21 protein-coding genes, 1 pseudogene and 1 riboswitch are annotated in these 26,808 nt (G+C 72.1%); of the genes and pseudogenes, 16 read left to right on the top strand and 6 right to left on the bottom strand.

The window, feature by feature from the left end:
• The first annotated feature begins 65 nt into the window (after positions 1–65).
• From ACZ4WQ_RS09590 to ACZ4WQ_RS09575, 4 genes are all read left to right on the top strand, one after another.
• A complete protein-coding gene (locus tag ACZ4WQ_RS09590; protein ID WP_398374415.1) occupies positions 66–2,894 on the top strand; it encodes a tetratricopeptide repeat protein in 2,829 nt (942 codons plus the stop codon).
• Positions 2,895–2,915: 21 nt separating this feature from the next.
• Positions 2,916–2,977, top strand: a riboswitch (guanidine-III (ykkC-III) riboswitch).
• 12 nt (positions 2,978–2,989) lie between these two features.
• The gene (locus tag ACZ4WQ_RS09585) at positions 2,990–3,304 is read left to right on the top strand and encodes a DMT family transporter (RefSeq protein WP_311723283.1); all 315 of its coding nucleotides are present in this window, start codon (positions 2,990–2,992) and stop codon (positions 3,302–3,304) included.
• A gap of 232 nt (positions 3,305–3,536) precedes the next feature.
• Complete coding sequence (locus ACZ4WQ_RS09580; RefSeq protein WP_398374414.1) at positions 3,537–6,710, top strand: amidohydrolase family protein; 3,174 nt, start codon at positions 3,537–3,539, stop codon at positions 6,708–6,710.
• Between the two features lie 162 nt (positions 6,711–6,872).
• Positions 6,873–7,838 (top strand): non-reducing end alpha-L-arabinofuranosidase family hydrolase, encoded by a 966-nt coding sequence (locus tag ACZ4WQ_RS09575; protein WP_398374448.1) that lies wholly within the window; start codon positions 6,873–6,875, stop codon positions 7,836–7,838.
• Positions 7,839–7,949: 111 nt separating this feature from the next.
• Here the strand turns inward: ACZ4WQ_RS09575 and ACZ4WQ_RS09570 are convergent, their stop codons facing one another.
• Together ACZ4WQ_RS09570 and ACZ4WQ_RS09565 are read right to left on the bottom strand one after the other, a co-directional pair.
• Positions 7,950–8,165, bottom strand: coding sequence for a tautomerase family protein (locus ACZ4WQ_RS09570; RefSeq protein ID WP_385337397.1), 216 nt, complete (start codon positions 8,163–8,165; stop codon positions 7,950–7,952).
• Positions 8,166–8,231: 66 nt separating this feature from the next.
• Positions 8,232–8,987: an SDR family oxidoreductase gene (locus ACZ4WQ_RS09565; protein ID WP_398374413.1), complete on the bottom strand. Its 756-nt coding sequence runs from the start codon at positions 8,985–8,987 to the stop codon at positions 8,232–8,234.
• A 172-nt stretch (positions 8,988–9,159) separates the two neighbouring features.
• Here ACZ4WQ_RS09565 and ACZ4WQ_RS09560 point away from each other — a divergent pair, with 172 nt between their 5' ends.
• The 7 genes from ACZ4WQ_RS09560 (at position 9,160) to ACZ4WQ_RS09530 (ending at position 16,651) form a co-directional block, all read left to right on the top strand.
• A complete protein-coding gene (locus ACZ4WQ_RS09560) occupies positions 9,160–10,032 on the top strand; it encodes an MmyB family transcriptional regulator (RefSeq protein WP_398374411.1) in 873 nt (290 codons plus the stop codon).
• A gap of 128 nt (positions 10,033–10,160) precedes the next feature.
• Positions 10,161–10,769 carry a hypothetical protein gene (locus ACZ4WQ_RS09555; protein ID WP_385337403.1) on the top strand — a complete coding sequence of 203 codons (609 nt, stop codon included), beginning with the start codon at positions 10,161–10,163 and terminating at the stop codon, positions 10,767–10,769.
• Between the two features lie 72 nt (positions 10,770–10,841).
• Entirely contained in the window at positions 10,842–11,447 is a 606-nt protein-coding gene (locus ACZ4WQ_RS09550) for a copper resistance protein CopC (protein WP_398374410.1), read from the top strand.
• Positions 11,437–13,554 carry a bifunctional copper resistance protein CopD/cytochrome c oxidase assembly protein gene (locus ACZ4WQ_RS09545; RefSeq protein WP_398374409.1) on the top strand — a complete coding sequence of 706 codons (2,118 nt, stop codon included), beginning with the start codon at positions 11,437–11,439 and terminating at the stop codon, positions 13,552–13,554. The genes ACZ4WQ_RS09550 and ACZ4WQ_RS09545 overlap by 11 nt, the downstream gene beginning before the upstream one ends.
• A complete protein-coding gene (lnt, locus tag ACZ4WQ_RS09540; RefSeq protein ID WP_398374408.1) occupies positions 13,551–15,158 on the top strand; it encodes an apolipoprotein N-acyltransferase in 1,608 nt (535 codons plus the stop codon). The genes ACZ4WQ_RS09545 and lnt overlap by 4 nt, the downstream gene beginning before the upstream one ends.
• Positions 15,159–15,197: 39 nt before the next feature.
• A complete protein-coding gene (locus ACZ4WQ_RS09535) occupies positions 15,198–15,848 on the top strand; it encodes a hypothetical protein (RefSeq protein ID WP_398374407.1) in 651 nt (216 codons plus the stop codon).
• A gap of 59 nt (positions 15,849–15,907) precedes the next feature.
• Entirely contained in the window at positions 15,908–16,651 is a 744-nt protein-coding gene (locus ACZ4WQ_RS09530; RefSeq protein WP_398374406.1) for a DUF1775 domain-containing protein, read from the top strand.
• Positions 16,652–16,708: 57 nt separating this feature from the next.
• Here the strand turns inward: ACZ4WQ_RS09530 and ACZ4WQ_RS09525 are convergent, their stop codons facing one another.
• A complete protein-coding gene (locus ACZ4WQ_RS09525) occupies positions 16,709–18,256 on the bottom strand; it encodes a GMC family oxidoreductase (protein ID WP_311723295.1) in 1,548 nt (515 codons plus the stop codon).
• Between the two features lie 106 nt (positions 18,257–18,362).
• Entirely contained in the window at positions 18,363–19,433 is a 1,071-nt protein-coding gene (locus tag ACZ4WQ_RS09520) for a cation diffusion facilitator family transporter (RefSeq protein ID WP_385337891.1), read from the bottom strand.
• A gap of 597 nt (positions 19,434–20,030) precedes the next feature.
• On the opposite strand from ACZ4WQ_RS09520, the gene ACZ4WQ_RS09515 reads away from it, so the two are divergent.
• The gene (locus ACZ4WQ_RS09515; RefSeq protein ID WP_398374405.1) at positions 20,031–20,705 is read left to right on the top strand and encodes a GntR family transcriptional regulator; all 675 of its coding nucleotides are present in this window, start codon (positions 20,031–20,033) and stop codon (positions 20,703–20,705) included.
• Positions 20,706–20,735: 30 nt separating this feature from the next.
• Here ACZ4WQ_RS09515 and ACZ4WQ_RS09510 read toward each other — a convergent pair whose 3' ends face one another.
• The gene (locus ACZ4WQ_RS09510; protein ID WP_398374404.1) at positions 20,736–22,070 is read right to left on the bottom strand and encodes a CAP domain-containing protein; all 1,335 of its coding nucleotides are present in this window, start codon (positions 22,068–22,070) and stop codon (positions 20,736–20,738) included.
• 129 nt (positions 22,071–22,199) lie between these two features.
• Positions 22,200–23,654 (bottom strand): glyceraldehyde-3-phosphate dehydrogenase, encoded by a 1,455-nt coding sequence (locus ACZ4WQ_RS09505; RefSeq protein ID WP_398374403.1) that lies wholly within the window; start codon positions 23,652–23,654, stop codon positions 22,200–22,202.
• A 210-nt stretch (positions 23,655–23,864) separates the two neighbouring features.
• Between ACZ4WQ_RS09505 and ACZ4WQ_RS09500 the strand changes: the two genes are divergently transcribed.
• From ACZ4WQ_RS09500 to ACZ4WQ_RS09485, 4 genes and pseudogenes are all read left to right on the top strand, one after another.
• Positions 23,865–25,055 (top strand): alginate lyase family protein, encoded by a 1,191-nt coding sequence (locus tag ACZ4WQ_RS09500; RefSeq protein WP_385337423.1) that lies wholly within the window; start codon positions 23,865–23,867, stop codon positions 25,053–25,055.
• 99 nt (positions 25,056–25,154) lie between these two features.
• Positions 25,155–25,763, top strand: coding sequence for a hypothetical protein (locus tag ACZ4WQ_RS09495; protein WP_358844828.1), 609 nt, complete (start codon positions 25,155–25,157; stop codon positions 25,761–25,763).
• Positions 25,764–25,916: 153 nt separating this feature from the next.
• Positions 25,917–26,111 (top strand): annotated as a pseudogene (locus tag ACZ4WQ_RS09490) (helix-turn-helix domain-containing protein); the annotation flags it as partial.
• A 114-nt stretch (positions 26,112–26,225) separates the two neighbouring features.
• Positions 26,226–26,657, top strand: coding sequence for an IclR family transcriptional regulator domain-containing protein (locus ACZ4WQ_RS09485; protein ID WP_398374447.1), 432 nt, complete (start codon positions 26,226–26,228; stop codon positions 26,655–26,657).
• Positions 26,658–26,808 lie beyond the last annotated feature (151 nt).

Genomic DNA, 26,808 nt, shown 5'->3' with positions numbered 1-26,808 from the left:
GTGCGGACGACCGGTCGCGGACGTGCCCGCTGTTGGGTACAGGCACACCGGGGGGACAACCGGATATGACCACGCCCATCGTCACCGCCATCGCGGTCTACGAAGCCGGCAAGAAGGCGTACCAGGCCTACCAGACCATCTGCGATTTCGTCAGCCTCGGCAGGGAGGACCCCACTCCCGAACAGGAGATCCTGGCCAAGCTGGAGGTGCTGCACCAGGACTTCGTCTCCCTCCAGGGGCGGTTCGACGAGCTGCTCGAAGCCGTCAAGCAGGCGGTCAGGGTCGAGCAGCAGGCCTATGTCCTCAATCTCCAGCGCGACTTGGACGGCCTGCGCGGGAAGGCCCGCACCGCCATGGACGAGCTCAACAGCTGGGTCGCCGACGGGCGCCGGGACCCCCTGCTGCGGGCCAACGCGGACAACAACTCCCGGCTGGCGGCGAACACGCTGCTGGAGGGCGACTCCTTCTTCTACCGGCCGGACGCCAACTCGCCCGAGAGCGTCTTCGACCACCGACTGGCATACGTCGCGTATGTCTATGTGCTGACGGTCCGGTTCGGCGTGATCGCCGGGCTCAACCCGCAGTACCGCGAGGACAGGCTGGCCCGCGAGGAGCTGACGCGACACGCGGCACGGCTCGACTGGGTGTTCCAACACGCCGACCAGGCCATCGAACCGGTGGTCGACGGCCGTGTGGACCCCGGCAGCTACTACGTGTCCTACAGGGGCGTGGACCACATCACCGACTACGACTCGGGTACCGCCAGGACCGCGTGGCTCCCGGGAGGGCAGGCCGAGTTCGAAAACGTGGTGGCCCGATACACCGACCAGGTCCGCGCGGAGCTGCGGGTCCAGACCGGTCTGGCCAACCTCATGGGCTTCCACGACACCGTGGCCTACTGGGCCAAGGACCCGCATGTGCCCGGATGGTCCCCCTGGGCCCCGGTAGGGGTGCCGGACACCATGGCGTCCGTGGGCGCCGCGTCGGACCGGCCGGGGCGCACCGTGCTGGTGTGGCGGGATCCGCAGAAGGCACAGCTGCGCACGACGTCCTACGACTCCACCGCGACCGCACCGGCCTGGAAGCCGTCGGTGGCCATCAGCGCGGAGAAGTCGGTGCTGGACGCACCTCCGGTTCTCGCCCTGTCATCCGGGCCGGGCCTGATCACGGTTCTGTTCCGCGGTGCGGACGGCGGCGTCTACGCCACGCGCACCGACGCCACCCAGCCGAGCGGGTGGCTGGCGGCTCCGGTCAAGGTGAGCGGTGACACCGACTACATGCTGTACTTCAAGGCCGCCGCGACATCGGGTTCGACCGTCGTGATCTGGCTGAACAATCAAACCGGCGCGCTGATGGCGGTGTTCCAGGACGCCAAGGGCGCGTGGGGCGCGCCACAGGAAGCGGCCCCGGCCGGCACCGCGTCGCTGAGCTCGGACCTCACGGTGGCCTGTCCTTCGCCCGGGGTGGTGATGGCCTTCTGGACCAGAGACGACCGCACGGTGCACAGCGTCACCTACGACTCCCACGCACCCGCCCCCGCCTGGAGCGCGCCCGCGCAGATCGCCGAGTTCCCCGGGGGCGACTTTCCGTCGAGCATCCAGGCCGCGGGCAGCGGGGACGGGAAGGCAGATGTGTTCTGGCAGGGCGGGTTCGGGTCCATGTGGTTCATCCACTACGACGGTGGCTGGAGCGCGCCGGCCGAGGCCACCCCACGGCACCTGACCAACTGGGGCCAGCCCTTCACCACCGTCCCGGCGGTGACCGCGGGGCGGCGGCTCAATGCGTTCTGGCTGGGCCGGGACTACCGTGTCCAGACCGCCTACCGGGATCCGCAGCAGCCCACGTGGTCGGCGCCCCTGCGGCTCGGGCAGACGTGGTGGTCGTACGCCGAGCTCACCGCGGCGACGACACCGGCCGGGAGTGTACAGCTGTACCGGGTCGGCGAGAAGCTCTTGACCTGCTTCTACGACACGGCCACGCCGAGCGCGGCGGCCCGCATCGCGGATGCGCAGGCCCTGATGACGAGGGCGCAGACCCTGTGGAACCTCCCTGGCCCGCTGCGCGACGAGGCCATCGCCCGGGCGTTCGACGGGATCGCGGTCGCCCGCGAGGTCGTGGCCCAGGACCCCGGCTACCGTGCGAGGCTCGCCGGCTGGCTGGTGTCCCCCCTGGGCATTCATCTGTTGGCCGCCGGTCGCCATGACGAGGCCGTCGCCGCCATGCAGGAGGCGCTGGGGCTGTACGAGCAGCTGATCCGCGAGCAGCCCGACTCCGACGAGCTCGCCTATCGGAAGGCCACGACTCTGGTCAATCTGGCACAGGCCCTGTGGGCGAACTCCGACCAGATCCAGGGCGCGCAGCGGGCCGTCGAAGCGACGGACCTGCTCCGCCGGCTCACCGCGAAGAATCCCGGCTACCGAGCCGGGCTCGCGTCATGGCTGGTGTTCCCGGCGGGGACCTATCTGAAGGGCATCCGCCGTTACGACGAGGCCCTCGCCCGGGAGCAGGAGGCACTGAGCCTGTACGAGCAGCTGATCCGGGAGCAGCCCGACTCCGACGAGCACGTGTACCGGAAGGCCTGGACGCTGGTCAATCTGGCGCAGATCCTGTGGGACGAGTCCGAGCGTGCCCAGGGCGCGCAGCGTGCCGTCGAGGCCACGGATGTGCTGCGCGGGCTCGCCACCAAGGACCCCGCCAGGTATCGCCCGGCGCTGGGCGACTGGCTGATGTGGCCGACGATTCCGTATCTGCGCTATTCCGGGCAGCGGGACCAGGCTCTGGTGCGGGCGCGGGAGGCCGTGGACATCTTCACAGCGCTCAACGCCACGGATCCCGCGAAATACGGGCCGAAGCTGGAGGCGGCGAAGAAGCTTCTCGCCGACCTCCAGCCCTGAACGCGTGTGCGATGATGGCGGGCAGAGCCCCACCAGCTCCTGGACGAGATGCGCCGTACCCAGTCATGACAAGACGACGCGAGGAGTCGTCCGTCATGGCATGGATCGTTCTGGTGGTGTCCGGAGTACTCGAGGCCGTGTGGGCCACGGCGCTGGGCAAGTCCGAGGGGTTCAGCCGCCCCCTGCCGACCGTGGTCTTCGGCACCGGCCTGGTACTGAGCATGGCGGGCCTGGCCTACGCGCTGCGGACGGTGCCGGTGGGCACTGGATACGCGGTCTGGGTGGGCATCGGCGCGGTGCTCACCGCGGGGTACGCCATCGCCTTCGGCGGTGAGTCCGCCACCCCGCTGAGGCTGCTGTTGCTGGCGGGCATCGTCGGCTGCGTGGCCGGTCTGAAGCTGGCACACTGAGCGCGCTCGACGCCCGGATCGGAGAGAACCGGGGGACGGCGTGGCACCACTCCCCGGGCTCTCGCAGGAGACCAGGGGAAGGTGACGTTGTAGATGCCCGCGAGGGCGAGGCCCGAGAGATGACGAAGGGCACGACCGCCCCGCGCCTGACGCGCCGGTCGTGCGTTTAGACCGGGTTCAGACCCGTGTGCCACCCTGCCTGCGCCGGTCATTCACACCTGCGACCGGGCAAGTGACCGAGCCCAGGGGGGACACGGCGTTGGAGTTATCACGCAGAACACTCATCCAGCGGAGCGGCCAGGCTGCGGTCGGGGCCGGCGGTCTGTGGCTGGGCGGCCCCCTGGCCGGGATCGAGACCGAGGCGGCCGCGGCGTCCACCGCGCGGGGCACGGCGGAGGCGAAGGGCGACACCCGGCGGATCAGCGTCAGCCAGGCCACCAACGCCTCCGCCGCGCTCTCCCCCGATGGCCGGACCGTCGTACTGGACCTGCTCAACCTGCTCTGGACGGTCCCGGCCGACGGCGGTGAGGCCGGCCGGCTCACCGGCATCGACCACGAGGCGACCGAGCCCGACTTCTCGCCCGACGGCCGCCATCTGGTCTACCAGTCGTACGCCGACGGCAACTTCCATCTCTGGCTCGCCCGCGCCGACGGCACCGGGGCCCGGCAGCTGACCAAGGGCGCCTCCGACCACCGCGAGCCGCGGTTCTCCCCGGACGGCAAGCGGATCGCCTACGCGGGCGAGACGGACGGGCGCTACGCCATCCACGTCCTCGACCTCGACACCGGCGAGAGCGGGCTGTGGGCCACCGGGGCGGACGCCACCGCGCAGGAGGCACAGCCCTACTGGCGTCCCGACGGGCAGGCCATCGTCTTCACCAGCGGCAAGGGCGACGCCCCGCAGGCCGTCGTCCAGGTCGACGCCGACGGCGAGCGCACCGAGCTCGTCGCCGTCGCCAAGGGGCGGGTGGCGGGGCCGTCCCTGTCCCCCGACGGGACCAAGCTGGCGTATGTCCACCTCACCCCGTCGGCCGCCACCCTCGTCGTGGACGGGAAGGCCGTCTCCGACGACGGCGAGGAGGTGTTCCCGTTCGCCGCGCGCTGGATCTCCGGCGACGAGGTGTTCTACACGGCCGACGGAAAGATCCGCCGCAGGTCGCTCACCGGCGACTCGGTCAAGGACATCCCCTTCACCGCCCACCTCACCGTGCCGCGCGTCCCGGAGCGGCCCGCCCCGCGGGACTTCGACTCCACCGCGCCGCGCGAGGTCAAGGGCATCGTCAGCCCGTGCCTGTCGCCCGACGGCAACCGGTACGCCTTCGCCGCGCTCGGCGACATCTGGGTCGGCCGCATCGGTTCCACGCCCAAGGCCGTGATCTCCGACGGGAACATCAACAGCGGCCTCGCCTGGCACCCCGACGGGTCCACCCTGGTGTATGTCAGCGACCGGGGTGGCGGCGCCACGACCAACCTGTGGCTCCACGACCTCGACAGCGGCGAGGACCGGCAGCTGACCGACCTTCAGGGCCAGCTCACCTGGCCCGTCTTCAGCCCCGACGGCAAGACCGTCGCGTTCTCCTTCTGGTCCAGCATCATGCAGACCGTCGATGTCGCCTCCGGCGCCGTACGCACCGTGGCCTGGGGCGGCAGGCCCGCCTTCTCCGCCGACGGCACCAAGCTGTCGTGCGCCGCGCTGGTGCCCGCCACACCCCGCTACCGCGAGGGCGCCAACCGCATCCTGACCGTCGACCTCGCCAGTGGCGAGACCCGCTACGACGAGCCGGTGCCGGGGAAGTCCCTCGCGAACACCATGGACGCCGGGCCCGTCTACTCACCCGACGGTCAGTACACCGCGTACATCGTCGGCGGCACCGTGCACCTCAGTGCCCTCGACCCGGCCGGCCGGCCGACCGGCCCCGCCCGCGAGTTGAACGGCGAGACCGCCGACTGCCCCAGTTGGAGCGCCGACTCGCGCTCCCTGCTCTATCTCTCCGACGGCCGGCTGCGCCTCGCCGACGCCCGCACGGGCCGCGCGACCACGGTCCCCACCAAGCTGACCTGGCGCCAGGCCAGGCAGTCCGGGCGCACCGTCGTGCAGGTGGGGGCGGTCTGGGACGGCACGGCCGAGACATTGCGGCACGACGTGGACATCGTCATCAAGGACAACCGCGTCGAGCGGGTCGTGGAGCGCGGTTCCGTCAGCGGGGACCGCACCGTCGACGCCCGCGAGCTGACCGCGCTGCCCGGTCTGATCGCCCTCCACGAGCACGCGCCCTGGCTGATGGCCGAGACCACGAAACTGTGGCTGTCGTTCGGCGTCACCACGCTGCGCTCCCCGGGCGGTCCGCACTATGAATCGGTCGAGGTCAAGGAGGCCATCGACGCCGGACGCCGCATCGGGCCACGCCTCTTCGCGGCCGGTAACGCGCTCGAGGGCTCCCGTTCCTACTATGCCGTCGGCCGCCCCATCTCGAGCGAGGAGGAGCTGGCGCGCGAGGTGGCCAAGGCCGAGGCGCTCGGCCACGACCTGCTCAAGGCCTATGTGCGGCTGCCGTACGCGCTACAGCGCGCCGCCGTGCGGGCGGTGCACCGCCTCGGCCTGCCCGCCACCTCCCACTACCTGTTCGGTCCGCTCGGCTTCGGCGCCGACGGCGTCGAACACATCGGCGGCACCAGCCGCTACGGCCGCCGCCAGAAGGAGACCCACCTCGGCCACACCCACCAGGACGTGACCGAGCCGCTCATCGCCTCCGGCATGGTCTTCACCCCGACGCTGGGGCTGTCCGGCGCTGGCCTGTCCGCCACCCGCGCCGCGCTGTACCGGTACGCCGGGTGGGCGGTCGGCGACCGGCGGCTGACGTCGCTGATGATGCAGGCGGAGTACGACCAGTTCCGTACGGGAGTGGCCGACGCGCAGCAGAACGAGCCGGCCGACGAGCTGGCGTTCACCGCCCGGCACGGGGCGACGCTGCACCGGCTGCTGGAGGGCGGGGCGCGGGTCGGGGTCGGCACCGACAGCCCGCTGGTGCCCCCCGCCGTCTACTACCACCTGAACCTTCAGACTATGGTGCGCTACGGCGCCAGCCCGTACCAGGCGCTGCGCTCCGCCACCGTGACGGGCGCGCGGGCGCTGGGCATGAGCGCCCATCTGGGCACGATCGAGCCGGGGAAACTCGCCGATCTGGTGCTGGTGGAAGGCAACCCGCTGAGCGACATCCAGGCGGCCGCGGCGGTGCGGCAGGTGGTGCTCGGCGGCGTGGTGCACACGGTGGACAACCTGGTGGCGTCGGGGTCGAAGACGGGGCGCGCCGCCTCCGCGCGGAGCGGTGAATCCGCGGCGACGGCCGCCCGGACGGCCCAGAGCCTGCCGCCGGACCTGGCCCTGGTTCGCCCCGCCTGCTGCTGAGCCACCCCGGACGAGCACGCCCGAGCGCGCCCCGGGCGTGCTCGCCGGCTCCGGCCGGACCGCGAGCCGCGGGGCCGGCGGGCCGGGTGGTGCGAGAGGTATTGACGCCGTCGGCGCTTCGCCTCTCATCCTTGACGTCCGAAGGCCCGGCCATGATTCGACATATCGAACGGACCGGGTCGGGGACAGAGTCTGTGCCGCCGCCCCGCGCCGGGACAGGCCGAGCACGACAGCGCCCGCGTCATCCGTTCCGGCAAGGCCCTCCCCACGCGCCACCGTTCCGGACCCGCAAGGGAGCACCTGGCCGCGGCGGGCCGGGACACCCAGGCGGCCCCGAAGGCCGCCGCCGCGCTGCCGAGCAGCTTCCAGTGGTCCTCCACCGGCCCGCTGCTCGCCCCCAAGCCCGACGCCGCCCACCCCGTCGTCTCCGTCAAGGACGCGACGGTGATCCAGGCGAACGGCAAGTGGCACGTCTTCATGACGACCGCGAACACCTCGGGCGCCTGGAGCATGGCGTACACCAGCTTCACCGACTGGTCGCAGGCGGGCTCGGCCCCGCTGACCTATCTGGACACCAACCCCAACATCGGCACCCGCTACGCCGCCGCTCCCCAGGTGTTCTACTTCGCGCCCAAGGGGCTGTGGTACCTCGTGTACCAGACCGGCCCGCCGTCGTACTCCACCAGCACCGACCCCGGTAACCCCAACAACTTCCGCAACAGCCAACTCGTCCTTCAGGACTCCAAGTTCGCCCTGTTCGAGGGCGACGCCGTCTACCGCGTCCAGGGCACCAACACCTACCTGCTGATGATGGAGGCCATCGGCAGCAACGGCAGGCGCTACTACCGCTCCTTCACCGCCCAGGGACTCACCGGCCAGTGGCAGCCGCTGGCCGCCACCGAGGCCAATCCGTTCGCCCGCAGCAACAACGTGTCCTTCCCGTCCGGCGCCTGGACCCAGGACATCAGCCACGGCGAACTCATCCGGACCGGAAACGACCAGACCATGACCATCAACTCCTGCCGGCTGCACTTCCTCTACCAGGGCATGAACCCCTCGGCCGACGGTGACTACTCCCAGTTCCCCTGGCGTCTGGGGCTGCTCACCCAGACGAACAACACCTGCTGAACGAGGCCATGCCCCGGGCCCGCGCCCACGCGACCGCCGTACGCCACCGGGCGGTCCGCGGGGCGCGAGGTCCGCGGACCGTGCCGGTACGGGCCCGGCGCCGCCGGCGCGTCAGCCTTCGGGGTGCCGCTGGAGCATGGCGAGGGTCAGGACGTCGCCGCCGATCCCCCAGCCGCCGTCCGCGACCTCCTCGACCAGAACCATGGTGTTGGCGCGGGCGCGTTCCCCGTAGATCTCGACGTACAGCTCGGTGGTGCGGGTGACGATCCGCTCCTTCTGCTTCTCGTCGAGGCTTCCGGCCGGGACCTTGAAGTTCGCGAACGGCATGGTGACTCTCTCTTCCGGTGTGTGGGACGGGTGTGCGGGGTGAACGGAACGGGTGCGCCGTGGCGGTCAGACGATGCCGCCGTTGGCGCGGATGACCTGGCCGTTGACCCAGTGGCCGGCCGGCGAGGCGAGAAAGGCCACGACCTCCGCGATGTCGGCGGGGGTGCCGAGCCGCTCCAGTGGCGGCATGGCGGCCATCCGGGCGACGGTCTCCTCGTCCTTGCCCTCGAGGAACAGATCGGTGGCGGTGGGTCCGGGGGCGACGGTGTTGACGGTGATGTCCCGGCCGCGCAGCTCGCGCGCGAGGATCATGGTGAGTGCCTCGGCGGCGCCCTTGCTCGCGCTGTACGCCCCGTAGCCGGGCAGGGCCAGGGCCACCACGGACGTGGAGAACGTGATCAGCGCCCCGCCACGGCGGATCCTGCGGGCCGACTGCTGGGCGACGACGAAGGTTCCGCGGATGTTGGTGCGGTGCAGCGCGTCCAGCTTCGCCAGGTCGAGGTCGGCGACGGGGGCCAGATACATGCGGCCGGCCGCGTGGACGACGACATCGACACCGCCGCCGCCGTACTCGGCTTCCGCGGCGTCGAAGAGCGCCGCCACCTGATCTTCCTCGGCGACATCGGCCTGGACGGCGATCGCCCTGCCGCCGACGGCGGCGATCTCCTTGACGGCGGCCTCGGCCAGCTCGCGGTTGCCCGCGTATCCGACCACGACGGAGTATCCGTCGGCGCCCAGCCTGGTCACGGCTTCGCGGCCGATTCCACGGGAACCGCCGGTGACGATGGCGACACGGGTCGGCGCGTTTTCCTCGGGGGGCATGGGGACTCCTGGGAGACGTTCGGTCGTGGAGCGGGGCCACGGCGCCGGGCGCCGTGACTTCCCCGCTTGTGTCTCCAGCGTGCGCCGGTGCTCCCGGGCCGGCCAGGGCTGACCCCACCCTGGGGTTGCCGTCCCCTGGATCGGCGCGCCGGGGCGCGGGACGATGGGGCCTGTGAACCATGCCGAACTCGCAGCGTTCCTGAAGTCCCGGCGCGACCGGATCCGCCCGTCCGACGTCGGACTGCCCAGCGGGCCCCGGCGCCGGGTACCGGGGCTGCGGCGCGAGGAGGTCGCCCAGCTGGCCGGGCTGTCCGCGGACTACTACACCGAGCTGGAGCGCGGGCGGGGCGCCCAGCCCTCGGCGCAGGTGCTGGCCGCGCTCGCCCGGGCGCTGCGGCTGAACGGTGACGAACGGGACCACCTGTTCCACCTGACGGACCGGCCGGCCCCGCCCGCGACACACGGCCCGAGCGCGCATGTCCAGCCCGGCCTGCTCGGCCTGCTGGACCGGCTCACCACCACCCCCGCCCAGGTCATCACCGATCTGCACGAAACCCTGGTGCAGAACCCCCTGGCCGCCGCGCTGCTCGGCCGGCCCCCGGCGGTGCGCGGCCGCGCGGCGAGCTTCGTGCACCGCTGGTTCACCGACCCGGACGCGCGCACGGTCTACCCGCCCGAGGACCACCCCCATCACTCCCGGGTGTTCGTCGCCGACCTGCGGGCGGTCGCGGCCCGGCGCGCCGGTGACGCCGAGGTGGCCCGGATGGTGGCCGCGCTGCGCCGGCACAGCCAGGAGTTCGCCACCCTCTGGGACACCCACGACGTCGCCCTCCGGCGGGTCGACCGCAAACGCATCGTCCACCCCGCGCTGGGCGTCATCGAGCTGGACTGCCACAGTCTGTTCAGCGAGGACGGACGCCAACGCCTGCTGTGGTTCAGCGCCCCGCCCGGCACCGAGGGCGCCGCCCGGCTTGAGCTGCTCTCCGTCATCGGCACCCAGGACATGACGGCCGACGCGGCCGGACGCGAGCGGCCGAAGTCCTGACCGCCCCGGCCCCTGCCCAGCCCTGCCCGCGTGCGGTCAGGACCCCGCGGGATAGGCTGCGCTCTCGCGGGCCCGCGCCCGGTGGCAAGGGCGCGGCGGACTGGGTGGTTTGAGAAGGCTGTGGCGCGATGCGACTGATCCGATGCCGTGTGGCGCCGGGCGCCGCCCGGCCGCTGATCGGCGCGCCCCTGCTCGCCGCCCTGACCGTGCTGCTCCCGCTGCTCGGCAGGTGCGTCCGCGCGGGGACCTTTCCGGCGGCCGCCGTGGGCTGCGGCGCCTCGGTCACCTTGCTCGGCTTCCTGCTGACCGCCCGGCGCTCGCCCGCCCCCGAGCGGGCGCTGGCCGCGCTCGGCGGTGCCCAGGCGGCCTTCCACCTCGGCTATACGCTGCCCGCCGCGTACGGCGCCGGGGCCGGCCATCCGTCCTGGGAGGTGACGGCCGGTCACGCGGTGACCGTCGTGCTCGCCGCCCGGTTGCTCGGGGTCGCTGAGGTGACGCTGCGGCCGCTCCGTACGTTGGCCGCCGCCGCGCGCCAGCGGCTCGCGCTGCGTCTGCCGGGCCCGGTGCGGGCCTTGGGGCGGCTGCCGCTGGTGCCCGTCGGCGATCCCGGCCGTACCGCCGTCGCGTTCCGGGCCCCGCCGCGCCGCGGTGAGCGCGCCCCGCCGCACCGCCGCGTGATCCCGCGTGTCCCGCTTTCGCTCCGGCCGGTGCCGGGCGGCGGTGCCTGCCCGGTCTGAACCGGAGTGGCGGCCGCCGCGTGCCCGGCCGCCGACCCCGGCCGTGTTCGCGGCCGGAGACCAAGGCACTTCATGTCCATCGCACGCATCAGGCGAGCAGCCGCCGTGTCCGGGCTGCTGATCTGCGCCGCGCCCGTCGCGGTCGCCACCGCGCCGCCCGCCGCCGCGCACACCGGGCTGACCGGCAGCGCCCCGAACGACGGCGCCACCGTCGCCGCCTCCCCCGCCCGGGTTTCGCTGTCCTTCAACGACCCCATGGACGCCCGCTACAGCCGCGTCGCGGTCACCGGCGCCTCCGGCCGTTCCGTCACCACGGGGGCGCCGAAGGTCGACGGCCGCACCGTGTCCCAGGCGTTGACGGCCGAGCTGCCGGCGGGCCGGTACACCGTCGGCTACCGGGTGGTGTCCGCCGACGGCCACCCGGTGTCGGGCAGCTACACCTTCACCGTGGCCGCCGCCCGGACGACGGCTCCGGTCCCCCGGCCCTCGCCGTCCCGCCCCGCTTCAGCCGCCCCGTCCGCCTCAACCGCTTCGTCCGCCTCGGCCGAGGCGGATGAAGCGGAGCAGTCCTCCGGCCCCGGGGCGCTCCCGGTGGCCGCCGGGGCGGCAGCGGTGCTCGCGGGCGCGGGCGGCATCACGTACGCGGTGCGCAAGAGGGGGTTCCGCCATGGCGGTTGAGCCCCTCGTGCGCAAGGTCCTCCTCCGTCCTCCGCTGCTGGCCATGGCCGCGCTGCTGGCCGCGACGGGCGCGCTGCTGGCGGCCGTACGGTTCGGCGGCGCCGTTCCCGAGGCCGTCCCCGGGCTGCCGGACGCGGGGCCGGTCACGGCCTGGGGGCTGCCGCTGGCGCGCACCGCCGCGGACCTCGCCGCGGTGTGCACCGTCGGCGCGCTGCTGCTGGTCGCCGTGGTGGCGCCCGGAAGCGGGCGGCGGCTGGGCGCCCGGCGGATGCGGGTGCTCGCCCTCGCGGCGGTGTCCGCGGGCGGGTGGCTGCTGGCGACCCTGGCGGGGCTGGTGTTCACCGCCTCCGATCTGCTGGCCCAGCCGCCCGCCGACGTCCTCGACCCGACCGTGCTCGCCGATGTCGCGGTCAACACCCCGCAGGGGACCGCCCTCGCGCTGACGGCGGTGGTCACGCTGGTGCTCGCCACCGCGCTGCCCGGGGTCACCACGTGCGGCGCGGCGCGGTGGGGACTGTGCGTGGCGCTGGCCGGGCTGGTGCCACCGGCGTTCGCCGGCCACTCGGCCGCCGCCGACAACCACGACGCCGCCGTCATCGCGCTCGCGGCGCATGTGCTCGCGGCCACGGTGTGGACCGGCGGGCTGGCGGCCGTCACCGCCATCGCCCTGCGGGCCCCGTCCCACACGGCGGCGGCCGTGCGGCGGTTCAGCCCGCTGGCCGCCTGGTGTCTGGGCACCGTGGCCGCCACCGGCGCGGTGAACGGGCTCATCCGCCTGGAAGCCCCGGGGCAGTTGTTCACCACCCGCTACGGGCTGCTGCTCCTCGCCAAGACCGCCGCGCTCATCGCCCTCGCGGTCTGCGGTGCCCGGCATCGCAGGCGTACCCTCCCCGCGCTGGAGGCGGGGCGGCGGGCGGCGTTCGCCCGGCTCGCCGCGGCCGAACTGCTGCTGCTTGCGGCCACCGTCGGCCTCGCGGCCGGGCTCTCGCGCACCCCGGCCCCGGCGCGGGCGCCGGAGTCGTACGACCCGGTCCGGGAGCTGCTCGGCTTCCCGATGCCCGCCCCGCTCGGCGGCTTCCCCTGGACACCGCTGTTCACCGAGTGGCGGTTCGACGGGGTGTTCGGCTTCGCCACCGCCGCCCTGGCCCTCGCCTATCTGGCCGGGGTGCGCAGGCTGCGGGCGCGTGGCGACACGTGGCCGGTGGGCCGTACGGTCTCGTGGCTGGCGGGTCTGGCGGTCGTCGTGGTCGCGACCATGAGCGGCCTGGGCAGCTACGGCAAGGTGCTGTTCAGCGTCCACATGGGCCAGCACATGACGCTGGCGATGACGGCGCCGATCCTGCTGGTGCTGGGCGCCCCGGTGACCCTCGCGCTGCGCGCCCTGCCCGCCGCCCCCAAGGGCGGCCGGCGCGGGCCGCGCGAGCTGCTGACGGCGGTGCTGGGCAGCCGCTACGTCAAGGTGATCTCACATCCGGTGGTGGCCGGGGTGCTGTTCATCGGCAGCGCCTTCGCGGTCTACTACACCCCGCTGTTCGCGTTCCTGATGCGCAGCCACTACGGCCATCTGGCGATGCTGGTGCACTTCCTGGCCGTCGGGCTGCTGTTCTTCTGGGTGATCATCGGCGTCGATCCCGGTCCGCACCGCATCCCGTATCTCGCCAAGCTGTTCGTGATGATCCTCACGATGCCGTTCCACTCCTGGTTCAGCATCTCGCTGATGAGCTCCACCGACCTCATCGGCGCGGGCTGGTGGACGGCGCTCGACCGCCCCTGGGGCGCCTCGCTCGCCGACGACCAGTACAACGCGGGCGCCATCGCCTGGGCGACCGGCGACATCCCCGTGCTGATCACCACGATCATCCTCGCCGTCCAATGGGTACGCTCTGATGCCCGCGAGGCTCGCCGCGTCGACCGCCGGATCGACCGCGGCGACGCGGGCGACCCGCTGGCCGCCTACAACGCCTACCTGGCGAGCCTCCATGCCCGCGATGAAAGGATCCGGATGGCGCGGGCCGGGCGAGGCGACGCGCGGAAGCCGGGAGCGCGGGCCGCAACGCCCGCTCCACCGGTTGACGGTGAAGCACACTCGATGGAGGACAGACCATGACCCGCTTGACGACGGCGCTGAGCCGCGCCGACCTCATACGCCTTCGGACGCGGTGGCGCGACCCGGCGGCGGCCGTCGCGGGCGGCCTGCTCCTCGGCAGCGCCTTCCCGCCGATCGGGCTGTGGCCGACCGCCGCGGTCGGCCCGGCCCTGCTGCTCGCCGTGTTGCGGCACCGCCGGCCACGCGCCGCCTTCCGGCTCGGCACGCTCTTCGGGCTGGCGTTCTTCACCCCGCTGCTGTGGTGGCTGAGCAACCTCGGCGTGCTGCCCTGGCTGGCACTGAGCATCGCCCAGGCGCTGCTGCTCGGCCTGCTCAGCTGCGCCGTCCCGGCCTTCGGCCGGCTGCCGGGCTGGCCGCTGTGGGCCGCCTGCTGGTGGGTGACCGCCGAGGCGGTGCGCTCCCGGGTGCCGCTCGGCGGCTTCCCGTGGGGGCGGCTGGCGTTCAGCCAGGCCGATTCCCCGGCGCTGGGGTGGGCGTCGGTCGGCGGCGCGCCCGCCGTCAGCGCGGTGGTCGCCCTGGTGGCGGGAAGCCTCGCCGCGCTGGTGACCACCCGTCCCGGCCCGCGTCGCCTGGCGGCCGCGGGACTTGTGGCGGCCGTGGGCGCCTGCGCCGGCGGGGCCCTGCTGATCCCCGCCCCGCCCTCGGCGGATCAGGGGCCACGGGCGCGGGTGGCCGTGGTGCAGGGCAATGTGCCCCGCGCCCGGAACATGGAGGAGCAGGCCCGCCTGGAGCAGGTCGCCGAGAACCACATCGCCGCCACCCGGCAACTCGCCCGCGACATACGGGCCGGGCGCACACCGCGGCCCGACCTCGTGCTGTGGCCGGAGAACGCGAGCGACACCGACCCGCGCACCGACCCCTCGCTGCACGACCGGATCTCCGACCTCGTGGCCGACCTCGGCGCCCCGCTCGTGGTCGGAGCGATCCTCGACGCGCCCGGCGACCGGATCCGCAACACCGGGCTGCTGTGGCTGCCCGACAGCGGCCCCGGGCGCTACTACACCAAGCAGCACCTGGTGCCGTTCGGCGAGTACATCCCGCTGCGCGATGTCATCGGCGGCCTGGGCAAACTCCAGCTCATCCCGCGCGACTTCATCGCCGGCGACCACCCGGTGCGGCTGGACGCCGGGCGCGTACGGCTGGCGGAGTCGATCTGCTACGAGGTGGCGTACGACAGCCAGGTCCGCGGCGCCGTCCGCACCGGAGCCAACCTCCTGGCGGTCCCGACGAACAACGCCACCTATATGCGCGACGGCAACATCGCCGAGCCGGAGCAGCAGCTCGCCATGTCCCGGCTGCGGGCCGTCGAGCACGACCGCGCGGTGCTGGTCGCCTCCACCACCGGCATCAGCGCGATCATCGCCCCGGACGGCAAGGTCACCCAGTCCACCGGACCGTGGACCCGTGCGGTGCTGACCGGCACCGTCCCGCTGCGCACGACCACCACGCTCGCCACCCGCCTGGGCCCCGCCCCGGAGGCGGCCTTCGCGGTGGCCGCCTGCGCGGCCGTGGCCGTCGGCCTCCGCCGCCGCCGCGGCACCCCGTCCCGGCCGGCCGGATCGCCTGAACAGCCGGCCGAGGACGTACGTATCCAGACGGTGTGATGCACACACCGGCAGCCGCGCCGCCACGGACGGCGTGACATGGCGAGGACCACGGGCGCCAGGCCCGCCACGGGCCTTGATGTCCACGCGCGCGTGGTCCGCTCCGGCGTGTTCTCGGTCACCGGTGTCGCGCTGGCCGCCGTCGCGCACCACGTCGCGTCGCGGCAGCCGGTGTCCTGGGCCGCCCTGCTCCCGGCGCTCGCCGTGGTCTTCCTCGCCTCGCAGCCGTGGGCGGGGCGGCCCCGTTCGCTGCCCGGCGTCGTCGCGGCCACGCTCGCGGTCCAGGTGGCGGCGCATGAGTGGCTGACCTTCACCGGTCCCGCCGGTGGCCTCGCCGCCGGGCATCACGGCATGGAGCCGCGGAGCGCCACCGGCCATGGCCCCGTCGTGGACTCCGGGGTGATGCTCGCCGCGCACGCGGTGGCGGCCCTGGCCGTCGCCGTGCTGCTGTACGTCGCGGACGACCGGCTGGCGGCGCTGCCCTCGGCGCTCGGCCGGTTCGCCGAGTCCGTACGCGCGGCGGTGGCGCGGTGGGTACGCCGCTGGTGGGGCGCTCCGGCGCGGCGGCGTGGCGGGGTTCCCCGGCGACCGAGCGCCGACGAGGCGCCCGCGACCGTGGCCCTCGATGTGCTCGACCACGTTCTCGTCCGCAGGGGGCCGCCGTGGCCACGGGTGCGCTTCGCCCCGTGAACCACGCGACGGACGCCTCGCACGACCCGGCGTCCACCCCTTTGACGAGGAGAGACCACGTGTACGCACACCACCCGTCGGCCCGCCCGTGGCGGACCGCCGCCCTCGCCGTCGCCGCCTCGGCGATCGTCCTCGCCACGGCCTCGCCCGCCCTGGCCCACGCCGAGGTGAGCGCCTCCGACTCGCGCGCCCTGGCGAAGAACGTCACGCTGACGTTCGAGTCCGAGGCGGAGTCCGAATCGGCGGGCTTCACCGAGATCCGCACCGTGCTGCCCGAGAGCATGGACGGCGCCGGCGCCGGCATACGGCTGAAGGATGCGCCGAAAGGCTGGAAGCTGAAGCCCACCAGCGACGGCTACAGCGTCGCCGGACCCGCGCTCGAACCCGGCGAGAACGCCGAACACAGCGTCGTCGTCGAGCAGCTGCCGGACGCGAAGTCCCTGGCGTTCAAGACCGTGGAGACCTATGAGGACGGCGAGGTGTCCCGGTGGATCGAGCTGCCCCGTGACGGGGAGCCGGAACCGGAGAACCCGGCCCCGGTCCTGAAGCTCAAGCCCGCGGCCCCCGGCGCCGCCGAGGCCGCGGCATCGGCGTCCGCCTCGGCCTCGCCCTCCGCCTCCTCGGCCTCCTCGACGCCGGAGGGCGGGGCACCGAGTCCGGACGACTCGGCGCCGTCCGAGGCGGCGACGTCGGACGACGGGTCCCCGTGGCCCACCGTGGCCGTTGTCGCCGGCCTCTGCCTGGTCGCCCTGGTTGGAGGTGTCCTGGTGGTCAAGCGGCGCGGCAGGGCTGGGACCGAGTAGCGCGAGAGGCGGGGCGCCGGCCCGGCGCCCCGCCTCGGCAAAGCCCTGGCAGGAGGATCAGCTCCCGATGAGGTCTGCGGCCTTCTCCGCGGCCATGATGACCGGCGCGTTGGTGTTTCCCCTCGGCACGCTCGGGAACACCGAGGCGTCGACGACCCGTAGCCCCGCCACGTCCAGCACCCGCAGCTCGTGGTCGACCACCGAGCCGATGGCGCAGGTGGACGTCGGGTGGTACAGCGTCATCCCGACCCGCTGCGCGAAGGCGAGGAGATCCGCGTCGGAGTCCGTGTCCGGCACCTCGAACGGCCCGGTGACGACCTCGGCCAGGGCGTCCTGCGCCGCGATCTCCAGGGCCATCCGGAGGCCGCCGACGATGCATGCGCGGTCCTCGGCCGTCGTCAGGTAGTTGTGCACGATCCGGGGCGCGGCGTCCGGGAGGGGCGAGCGCAGCGTCACCTGGCCGCGGCTGGTCGGGGCGACCACAGAGGGGCCGAGAGCAAGGCCATGCTCGGTGACGGGGCCGAGCCCTTCCTGGTGGAACAGCACGGGAGCCATGTGCAACTGCACATCGGGGGCGTCCAGTCCGCCCCGGCTGTGGAGGAAGCCGCCCGCCTCGCCGATGTTGGAGGTCAGCGGGCCCCGCCCCGCATCGCGCAGCAGCGCGACATTCTCCGGGCTCTGCGCGCTCATCAGGGACTCGACGCCGGTACGGAAGTTCAGCACCGTCATGTAGTGGTCCTGAAGGCCCTGGCCCACCGGCAGATCGCGCACCACCTCGATGCCGAAGGCCGAGAGCGCGGCGGCGGGCCCGATCCCGGAGAGCATCAGCAGTTTCGGGGACTCGTAGGCGCCCGCGGACAGGATCACCTCCCGGTCGGCGCGGATCACTTCGACCGCGCCGCCCCGCTCCACCTCCACCCCCGTCGCCCGGCCGCCCTCGATCACCACGCGGTGGGCCCGGGCCGAGGGGAACACGGTGAGGTTCGGCCGTTCCAGGGCGGGGTGCAGATAGGCGACGGCGGCGCTACAGCGCATGCCGCCGCGCTGGGTCAGCTGATACCGCCCGACGCCCGCTTGTGTTTTGCCGTTGAAGTCCTCGTTCCGCCGGTGTCCGGCCTGCTCGGCGGCGCGGACGAACGCCGTGACGAGCGGGTGGTTCGACCTGCTGTCGCTGACCGTCAGCGGCCCGCCCGCCGAGTGGAACTCGTCCTCGCCGCGTTCGTTGTCCTCCGAACGCCGGAAGTAGGGCAGCACATCGGCGTACGACCAGCCCTCGGCCCCGGCGGCGGCCCAGCCGTCGTAGTCGGCACGGTTGCCGCGTATATAGATCATCGCGTTGATCGAGCTGCTGCCGCCGAACACCTTGCCCCGGGGCAGATAGGTCCGCCGGCCACCCGCCCCCGGCTCCGGTTCGGAGTCGAGGTCCCAGTCGAGCTCGCTCTTGAAGAGCTGGGGGAAGGCGGCCGGAACGTGTATCTCCTGCGCGGTGTCGGGGCCACCCGCCTCGATCAGCGCCACCCGGACATCGGGGTCCTCCGACAGCCGCGCCGCCAGCACACAGCCCGCGGATCCGGCACCGACGACGACGTAGTCATATGTGGTCACTCGATCTCCTTGACCGAAGAATACGCAGACTGTGCAAACGCTAACATTCGCGATCCGCGCCCAACTCATCGGTAGGAAGGAGATTCTGGCTCGCCTGATGGCGGGTTCAGTGGTTGTGCGGGACGCTGCGGTGGGTCCGGCCGTGCAGTTCGGCGCAGTGCGGCGTCGAACTCACGGTGTGCAGCGCTCCCCCGGCGGACACGGCGAGGCCGTCCTCGGCATGGTGGTCGACCTGCAAGGTGGTGTGGGTGATGCCGTACTCCTCGGCCAGGACTCGTTCGAGGTCGTCCCGGACGATGTGGCAGTCCCCGTCCGCTTCGACCAGAACGTGCGCGGAGAGGGCCGTCTGACCGGAGGTGATGGTCCAGATGTGAAGGTCGTGGACCTCCGTCACCTGAGGGGCCTCGGCAAGGCGCCGCCCGATGGCGTCGGGGTCCAGCCCGGCCGGGGCCCCTTCGAGCAGGATGTGGCCCGACTCGCGCAGCAGGTCCACACCGGCCTTGATCATGAGCGCCACGACCAGCAGTGTCGCGATGGCGTCCGCGCGGGCGAAGCCGGTGAGCAGGACGATGGCGCCGGCGATCGCGGTGCCGATGAAGGCGAAGAGGTCGTTGAGGATGTGCTGGTAGGCGCCTTCGATGTTCAGCGAGGAGCGGTTGGCCTTGGACATGCACCAGGTGGCGACCAGGTTGACGGCGACCCCGACGAGCGCGGTGACCAGCACCATCCAGCCGCTGACCTCGGGCGGATCGAAGAGCCGCTGGATGGCCTCGTAGCCGAGCCACACCGCGGCGAGCAGCAGGGTGAGTCCGTTGGCCTGCGCGGAGAGGATCTCCACGCGCTTCAGCCCGAATGTGTAGCGACCGCGCGCCGGCCGGGCCGACAGCCGCATCGCGACCAGGGCCAGCACAATGGAGAGCGCGTCGGTGAGCATATGGATGGCGTCCGACAGCAGCGCCAGTGAACCCGCAACGAAAGCGATAATGCTTTCCACTGCAATAAAGCCGACGATGAGCAACAGCGCGGCCGTCAGCCAACGTCGGTCGGCATCGGCGGATACCCCGTGGCTGTGCCCCGAATGGCCGCCGTGCCCGTCATGGCCCCCGGGATCCCCGTGCCCTTCCGGGCCGTGGCGGTGCGTGTGAGCGGAAGTCACTGTGCTGCCCCCTATCGGCATGTCCTTCGACTGACCGAAGTGAACCGCACGCAACGGGGGTATGGCAAAGGCTGCATTGGTGACCGTTGTCAATATCATTCGCGCGCCCCTGACCTGCGGCGATGAGCGGATGCCGGGCCAATGCCGTTTCCGTGGAAGTTTCCCGGGAAGAAGAAATGCGAACAAGAAAACCATGCTCGATCAGAAGTGAGCACCATGCTGCCGCGATGAAATGACGCAGACGAACGAGGCTCGGGCGGGTCAGCGCCACTCTCGGCGGAGCGATGGCGGCGATGCTGGACGCCAGGCGGACTTCTCCGGCTATGGCGCGGCCATTCAAGGCGTATGGAAAAGCGGCACGGTCACCGGGTGACATTCGCCGAATCGGCCGGGGGCTCGGCTGCCCACGGCCATGCGCTGCACGTGGAAACGACGGGAGACAGCGGACCGGACATCGCGCCGTGCTCCGCATCGACCCTCCGTGACCTGCCCTGATCATCATCCGTAGCAGATCCGAAGGTATGCGTTTCCCTATCCGGTCTGCGGGACAATCACTGTGGTTCCCGGCTTCGGCCATGGGCGCGAGTCAGTCGGTCCCGGCGAGAGGATGGTTGAGCGATGGCTCGGAGCAGCGTCGATATCTACACGATCGTGCGCAGTCGGGTCATGGCGGGCTTCTACCCTCCCGGCGCCCACCTGACGGAGGCGGCGCTGTGCACCGAACTCGAGGTCAGCCGGAATCCGGTGCGGGCGGCACTGCGGCGGCTGGGCGAGGAGGGCCTGGTCCGGGTCGAGTTGAACAAGGGGGCGTTCGTCGCCGAGTACACCCGCTCGGACATCGACGAGGTCTTCGAGCTGCGGCAGCTCCTCGAGTCGCGGGCCGCGAGGCTGGCCGCGACTCGCCGCACCGAGCGGGACGTGCGGCTGTTGTGGGAATCCGTGGAGCACATGCACCGCATCGCGCGCGACAAGGGCGAGAACTACCTCGATGAGTTACACCGCAGCGACTGCGATTTCCACCGGGCCGTCCTCGCCGCGGCCGAGGCACCGAGGACGTTCCGGATCGCCCGGGCGCTCGCCGAGACGTCGATGACGCTGGGGACCTTCTTCTACTACTCCGACGACGACATCGCCCGCACCGTGCAGTTCCACCGGGATCTCGCCCAGGCGATCGCAGCGCGGGAGCCGGATCTCGCGGCGTCGTTGATGTCGGCGCATCTCGGGCTCGCGCACGTGGCCTTCATGGCGCGGCGGTTCGCCGAGATCGATGACGCCGCCGCCGGACGCGGATGATCCGGCGCTCGGTGGCGGAGCTGCGCCGCCTCACACGCTGCCGAAGAGCTGTGTCCAGTACGTGCCCGCCCGGCTCCCCGTCGCGTAGCCGATCCCGATGTGGCTGAACTCCGGCTTCAGGATGTTCGCACGGTGTCCGGGGCTGTTCATCCAGCCCCGGACCACCTCCGCCGGGGTGCGCTGACCGCACGCGATGTTCTCGCCGATGCCCCGGTGGCGGCATCCGGCTGCCGCCGCCCGGTCCCACGGTTGGCCGCCCTCGGGGTCGGTGTGGGAGTAGAAGTCGCGGGCGACCATGTCCTCGCTGTGCCGCTGCGCGGCCACGGTCAGGTCCGGGTCAGCGGCGAGCGGTGGCAGTCCGGCCGCGGCGCGCTCCGCGTTGGTGAGCTCGCGTACGGTGGCGGCCGCACGGGCCAGGCCCGCGGCCGTGAACGGCTGGGCCCACAGCACCGTCCAGAAGACCTCCCCCGAGCGGCCGCCGCCGGCCCGGCCCACCCCGAGGTGCGCGACCGAGGGATCCCGGAACGGCGCGCCGCGCTCCCCGTCCTGGAGGCAGTAGTCCATGAACTCGGCCGCCGTACGGGGCCCGGAGACGATGTGCTCGGCGATGGTCAGACAGGCGTAGCCGGCGGTGGCGATCCGGTGGAAGACCGATGTCCCGTCGGGGCTCTCGAGGCCGAGGCGGCCGTGCGAGGCCATGGCGTCGGCATGGGCCCGGGCGGCCGTGCTCAGCCGCGCGTCGAGGGCGATCTCGGGGGCGCCGCTCCGCGCCCGCACGCCGTTGACCAGACCGAGGAGGCCGTCGGGGTCCTGGGCGGCGCCGGCCGGGGGCGCGGCGGGCGACGGAGCGGGCGGCGGAGGAGGCGGGGGCGGCGGCTGCCCGCCGTCGTCCGCGACGTCCACCCCGAAGTCCCGGGCCACCCCGGCCAGCCCCTCCGCGTACCCCTGGCCCAGCGCCCGCACCTTCCACCGGTCGCCGCGCCGGTAGATCTCGGCGAGCAGCAGCACCGTCTCATGCGTCGGGCGCGGCGGGGTGAACCGGATGGCCCGCGCCCCGCCCACCCCCGTGATGGTCATGGTGGGGGCGGGCAGCCGGCCGAGCGATGTGCCGGGATCGGCGGGGCTGATCACCACCGTGGCGCGGCCGGCGCCGCGTCGCAGTTCCTCCGGCCGCAGCGTGACGGTGTCACCGTCCAGCCGGGCGCCGGGGGCGGACGGCTGGTTGAAGAAGACGAAGTCGCCGTCCCCCGCGACCTTTCCGTCCTCTCCGGTGATCAGCACGGACAGGTCGAAGGGGCCCGGCACCCGTATCCGCAGCACGCCGTCGGGGAGCAATGCGTTTCCACCAGGAACCAGTTCGCCCATGTCACACCCAACGTCGTGGCGTCGCGCGGGGTTCCGGGGCGGTGGCCTGAACGCCCCGCCCCCGCCCGCGGGTGATCGGTTTGCGGTACCCGCGGACGGGGGCCGGAACGAGCGGCGCCCGGTCCGCGGTCAGGCCACGGGGGCCGGGTAGGTCGGGTACTCCACCCCGGAGACATGCTGGACGACGCGGATGACCTGGCAGGAGTAGCCGAACTCGTTGTCGTACCAGAGGTAGAGGATCGCGTTGTCGCCCTCGACCTTGGTGGCGCCGGCGTCGACGATCGAGGCGTGGCGCGAGCCGATGAAGTCGCTCGAGACGGCGTCGGGGGCGCTGGTGAAGTCGATCTGGCGCTTGAGCGGCGAGGTCAGCGACACATTGCGCAGATAGTCGAGGACGTCCTCGCGGGTGGTCTCACGCGCGAGCCGCAGGTTGAGGATCGCGATCGAGACATCCGGCACCGGAACCCGGATCGAGCTGCCGGTGATCGGCGCCTTGAGGTCGGGCAGCGCCTTGGTGACGGCGGAGGCGGCACCGGTCTCGGTGATGACCATGTTGAGCGGCGCCGAGCGGCCACGGCGTTCGGACTTGTGGTAGTTGTCCAGCAGGTTCTGGTCGTTGGTGAACGAGTGGACGGTCTCCACGTGGCCGCGCAGCACGCCGTACTCGTCCTCCATCGCCTTCAGCGGCGGGACGATCGCGTTGGTGGTGCAGGAGGCGCAGGACAGGATCTGCTCGTCCGGCTTGATCGTGTCGTGGTTGACGCCGTGGACGATGTTGGGGACGTCGCCCTTGCCGGGCGCGGTCAGCACGACCTTGTCGATGCCGGGCCTGAGGTGCTTGGACAGGCCCTCGCGGTCGCGCCACTTGCCGGTGTTGTCGATGAGGATGGCGTCCTTGATGCCGTACGCCGTGTAGTCCAGCGACGTCGGGTCGTCGGCGTAGATCACCTTGATCTCGTTGCCGTTGGCGACGATCGTGCTGCTCGCCTCGTCGACGGTGATCGTGCCCTGGAACTGGCCGTGGATCGAGTCACGGCGCAGCAGCGACGCGCGCTTCACGAGATCCTCGTCGGCCCGACCACCGCTCCCGCGGACGACGATGGCGCGCAGCCGCAGGCCGTTGCCGGAGCCGGCCTTCTCGATGAGCAGCCGGGCGACGAGGCGGCCGATGCGGCCGAACCCATAGAGGACGACGTCACGCCCCTCGCCGCACTCGATCTTGTTGGCGCCCGTGGCGCCTGCGACGGCTTCGGCGGTGAACGCCTCCACCGACAGACCGCGGTCGTCGGCCTTGTACAGCGCGGCGAGCATGCCGATGTCGATCTGGGAGGGGCCGAGATCGAGCGTGGTGAGGGCCTGGAGGAACGGCACCGTCTGGGTGACGGAGAGCTCCTCTCCGGCGATCTGCCGGGCGAATCGGTGGGCCTTGAGAATGCTGACCACCGACTTGTTCACCAAAGAGCGGCTGTGCAGCAGGACGGTGACATCTCGTTCCCGATGCAGTCTCCCGATGAGCGGGATCATCGACTCCGCGATCTCCTCGCGGTTCTTCCAGTTGGTGAACGAGTCCTCGTTGACAGTCACAAGTTTATCTTTCGAGCTAGGCGGCGCTCATATGCTAACCCGCCGATGCTTTGATCAATCAAACGGTGCCCCCCGCGCTCGAATGTGCGGCGATTCGCCCGATACGCCACCCTCGCCATTGACATGCACACGAAGGCTCCCTATGGTCCAGGCCAATCCAGTCCGTATTCGGAACCACGTTCCTATTCGTGAATGGAAAGAGGTCCTCGGATGGCACGAACCAGAACCGCGCTGTGCACCGTTCTCGCCCTGCTGGCCGGCCTGCTGAGCCTTCAGTTCACCGGCCCTGCCCCGCGGGCGACGGCCGCGCCGGCCGCCTTCGCCCACCCGGGCGTGCTGGTCAGCCGGGCCCAACTCGACTACGCCCGCGCCAAGGTGGACGCCGGCCAGCAGCCCTGGAAGGCCGCGTACGACAACATGCTGGCCAGCTCCTACGCCTCGCTCTCGCGCACCGCCAAGCCGCGGGCGATCGTGGAGTGCGGCTCGTCGTCCAACCCCAACAACGGCTGCACCGACGAGCGTCAGGACGCCATCGCGGCCTACACCGACGCGCTCGCCTGGTACTTCACCCGGGACAGCAGATACGCCAAGAAGTCGATCGAGATCATGGACGCGTGGTCCGCGACCATCACCGACCACACCAACAGCAACGCCCCGCTCCAGACCGGCTGGGCCGGATCCACCTGGCCGCGTGCCGCCGAGATCATCAAGTACACCTACGACGGCGGCTGGCCGGGCGCCGGGCGCTTCGCGACCATGCTGCGCGAGGTGTACCTCCCCGAGGTGATCAACGGCGCGGCGACCAAGAACGGCAACTGGGAACTGGTCATGACCGAGGCGGCGATCGGCATCTCGGTGTTCATCGAGGACCGCGCCGCCTACGACAAGGCGGTCGGCACGTACCTCGCCCGCGTCCCGGCGTACATATATCTGACCAGCGACGGCGATCTGCCCAAGCCGCCCGCCAACAGCAACATCGACACCAGCGCCGAGATCATCAAGTACTGGCAGGGCCAGAGCACCTTCGCCGACGGCCTCGCCCAGGAGACCTGCCGTGACTTCGGGCACACCGGCTGGGGCATCGCCTCCGTCGCGGACATCGCGGAGACCAGCCGGATCCAGGGCCAGGACCTCTATCCGAAGATCCAGGACCGGCTGCGCCAGGCGCTGGGCTTCCACACCTCCTACGAGAACGGCACGGCCGTGCCCTCCTGGCTGTGCGGCGGCTCGGTCAAGACGGGCCTCGCCAAGGTCACCGAGGTCGGCTACAACGCCCTCCACAACCGGCTCGGGATCAGCATGTCCAACACCCAGAAGTACACCGAGGCGCACCGGCCGTCCGGCACGGACAACTACTTCAACGCCTGGACGACCCTCACCCACGCGGACAACCCCAACTGACCGCCACCGGCCCGCGGCGCGGTAATCCGCTTGGCTTCCCGCCGCGGCGCCTGCCACGATCCTCGGGTCGAGGACATTCGCCGACCCGAGGTGAGGGCGATGGCGCGAGCCGGAGAACAGCGGCCGCCGGGCGGCGGGCGCGCCCCCTACCGCGGGCCGGGACAGCGCCCGACACCTCCGACGCTCGGGGTGGACGTGGGCGGGGTGATCATCGACCGGATCGCCACCGGAGAGGACACCTCGTTCTTCGGCTCGCAGCCCCTGCTGACCCCGGCGGTGCAAGGCGTGTTCGAAGCCCTCGCCCTGCTGGCGGAGGAGCCCTTCGAAGGGCGAGTACACATCGTGTCCAAGGCGGGCCCGAAAGTCGCCGGAAACACCCGCGCGTGGCTGCACCACCACGAGTTCTTCCCCCGCACCGGCATCCCGGCCGAGAATCTGCACTTCGTCCGGGAGCGCGCGGACAAGGGACCGGTCTGCGCACGCCTGGGCATCACCCACTTCGTCGACGACCGCCTCGACGTCCTCGGCCATCTCACCACGGTCGCCCACCGGTACCTGTTCGTGGGCGGTTTGGGCGACGAACCGGCCCCCACGGACGTACCGCCGTGGGCGACGGTGGCAGACACCTGGGCCGGGCTCGTCGACACGATCAGGCAGCCGGACCCGCCGCCCGAGGTGACACGGCCCCGTCGCCGTCGGAAAGCCTGATCGCCCTTCGGCCGCGCGCGGGGCATCAGCCTCCGGACCGGGGCGTCCGCGTATGTCCACCGATCTCGCGAATACCGGGTTGTCAAGTGGGGATTTATCTCCCGTGTATCTAAAATAGCTTTCCTTGCCGTAAGAGAGCACAAAGCGGCAGCGGTGGAGGGAAGGGCGGGCTCGGCGGTGACCGAAACGAGTGTGCCGAGTGGCGGACGCGGGGTTCTGGAGGGCGCGTTCGCCCTGCTCGAGGCCGTGGAAAGGGCCGGGCCCTCCCGGCTCACGGAGTTGGCGGCGGAGACCGGATTACCGAAGACGACCGCGCGCCGACTTCTCGAACAACTCGTCGAATTGGGTGCGGTAGAACGGTCGAATGGCCTTTTCCGAATGGGCTCGCGAATGTTCCGGCTGGGTCTCGGATGGCAGCCGCTCCCCGGCACACTGGCCCTGGCTCGCGGACCGGTCCGCGAATTGTCGAGAGCCACCGGTGCCACGGTCGGGATCTTCGTCCTGCGCGAGGGCCGGACACTGACAGCCGGCACGGTCCCCGGCGAGTTGGACGCCGTGACGCCGATGCGGGCGGGGATGACATTCCCCTGGACGACCGCCGCGGGGAAGATCCTGGTGGCGGGCGCGCCCGACAGCCTGCCCCTGGACCCGCCGTCCAGGGCATGGGCGCGGGAGGCGGCCCGGATCCGGGAGACCGGGTTCGCGCTCGACCGTCAGGAGGTCATGGACGGGGTGTGCTGCGTCGCCGTCCCCCTGCGCGGCCGGGGCGGTGCGGTGGTCGCGGCCCTGGGCGCCCTGGTGGACCCGGACCGGCCGCTGCCCTCGCTGGCGGCCTCGGTGGTACGGACGGGGAAGGTCATCAGCGCCGCGATGCAACGGCGCCCGGGGAGCTGATCCGCTCAGCGGCACAACTGGTGCCGCTGGGTGATCCGCTGTGCGAGGGTCGGGTCCAGTGGCCCGGAGTGCGGCCGCAGTCACCCGCTGTGGAGATCACCATGACCATTGCCCCCGAGTCCGGATCGGGATCCGGGTCCGGAGCGGACGC

Source organism: Streptomyces sp. NPDC028305, from assembly GCF_055569495.1.
Note: the sequence above shows the minus strand (reverse complement) of the source record. Positions and strands in the feature narration are given on the sequence as shown.

Excerpts from the sequence above, each read along its gene's own strand:
- ACZ4WQ_RS09500 (WP_385337423.1), top strand. The coding sequence starts at position 23,865 with ATGGCACGAACCAGAACCGCGCTGTGCACCGTTCTCGCCCTGCTGGCC.
- ACZ4WQ_RS09585 (WP_311723283.1), top strand. The coding sequence starts at position 2,990 with ATGGCATGGATCGTTCTGGTGGTGTCCGGAGTACTCGAGGCCGTGTGG.
- ACZ4WQ_RS09545 (WP_398374409.1), top strand. The coding sequence starts at position 11,437 with ATGGCGGTTGAGCCCCTCGTGCGCAAGGTCCTCCTCCGTCCTCCGCTG.
- ACZ4WQ_RS09520 (WP_385337891.1), bottom strand. The coding sequence starts at position 19,433 with ATGCCGATAGGGGGCAGCACAGTGACTTCCGCTCACACGCACCGCCAC.
- ACZ4WQ_RS09570 (WP_385337397.1), bottom strand. The coding sequence starts at position 8,165 with ATGCCGTTCGCGAACTTCAAGGTCCCGGCCGGAAGCCTCGACGAGAAG.
- ACZ4WQ_RS09495 (WP_358844828.1), top strand. The coding sequence starts at position 25,155 with ATGGCGCGAGCCGGAGAACAGCGGCCGCCGGGCGGCGGGCGCGCCCCC.
- ACZ4WQ_RS09590 (WP_398374415.1), top strand. The coding sequence starts at position 66 with ATGACCACGCCCATCGTCACCGCCATCGCGGTCTACGAAGCCGGCAAG.
- ACZ4WQ_RS09515 (WP_398374405.1), top strand. The coding sequence starts at position 20,031 with ATGGCTCGGAGCAGCGTCGATATCTACACGATCGTGCGCAGTCGGGTC.
- ACZ4WQ_RS09565 (WP_398374413.1), bottom strand. The coding sequence starts at position 8,987 with ATGCCCCCCGAGGAAAACGCGCCGACCCGTGTCGCCATCGTCACCGGC.
- ACZ4WQ_RS09555 (WP_385337403.1), top strand. The coding sequence starts at position 10,161 with ATGCGACTGATCCGATGCCGTGTGGCGCCGGGCGCCGCCCGGCCGCTG.
- lnt (WP_398374408.1), top strand. The coding sequence starts at position 13,551 with ATGACCCGCTTGACGACGGCGCTGAGCCGCGCCGACCTCATACGCCTT.
- ACZ4WQ_RS09535 (WP_398374407.1), top strand. The coding sequence starts at position 15,198 with ATGGCGAGGACCACGGGCGCCAGGCCCGCCACGGGCCTTGATGTCCAC.
- ACZ4WQ_RS09550 (WP_398374410.1), top strand. The coding sequence starts at position 10,842 with ATGTCCATCGCACGCATCAGGCGAGCAGCCGCCGTGTCCGGGCTGCTG.
- ACZ4WQ_RS09510 (WP_398374404.1), bottom strand. The coding sequence starts at position 22,070 with ATGGGCGAACTGGTTCCTGGTGGAAACGCATTGCTCCCCGACGGCGTG.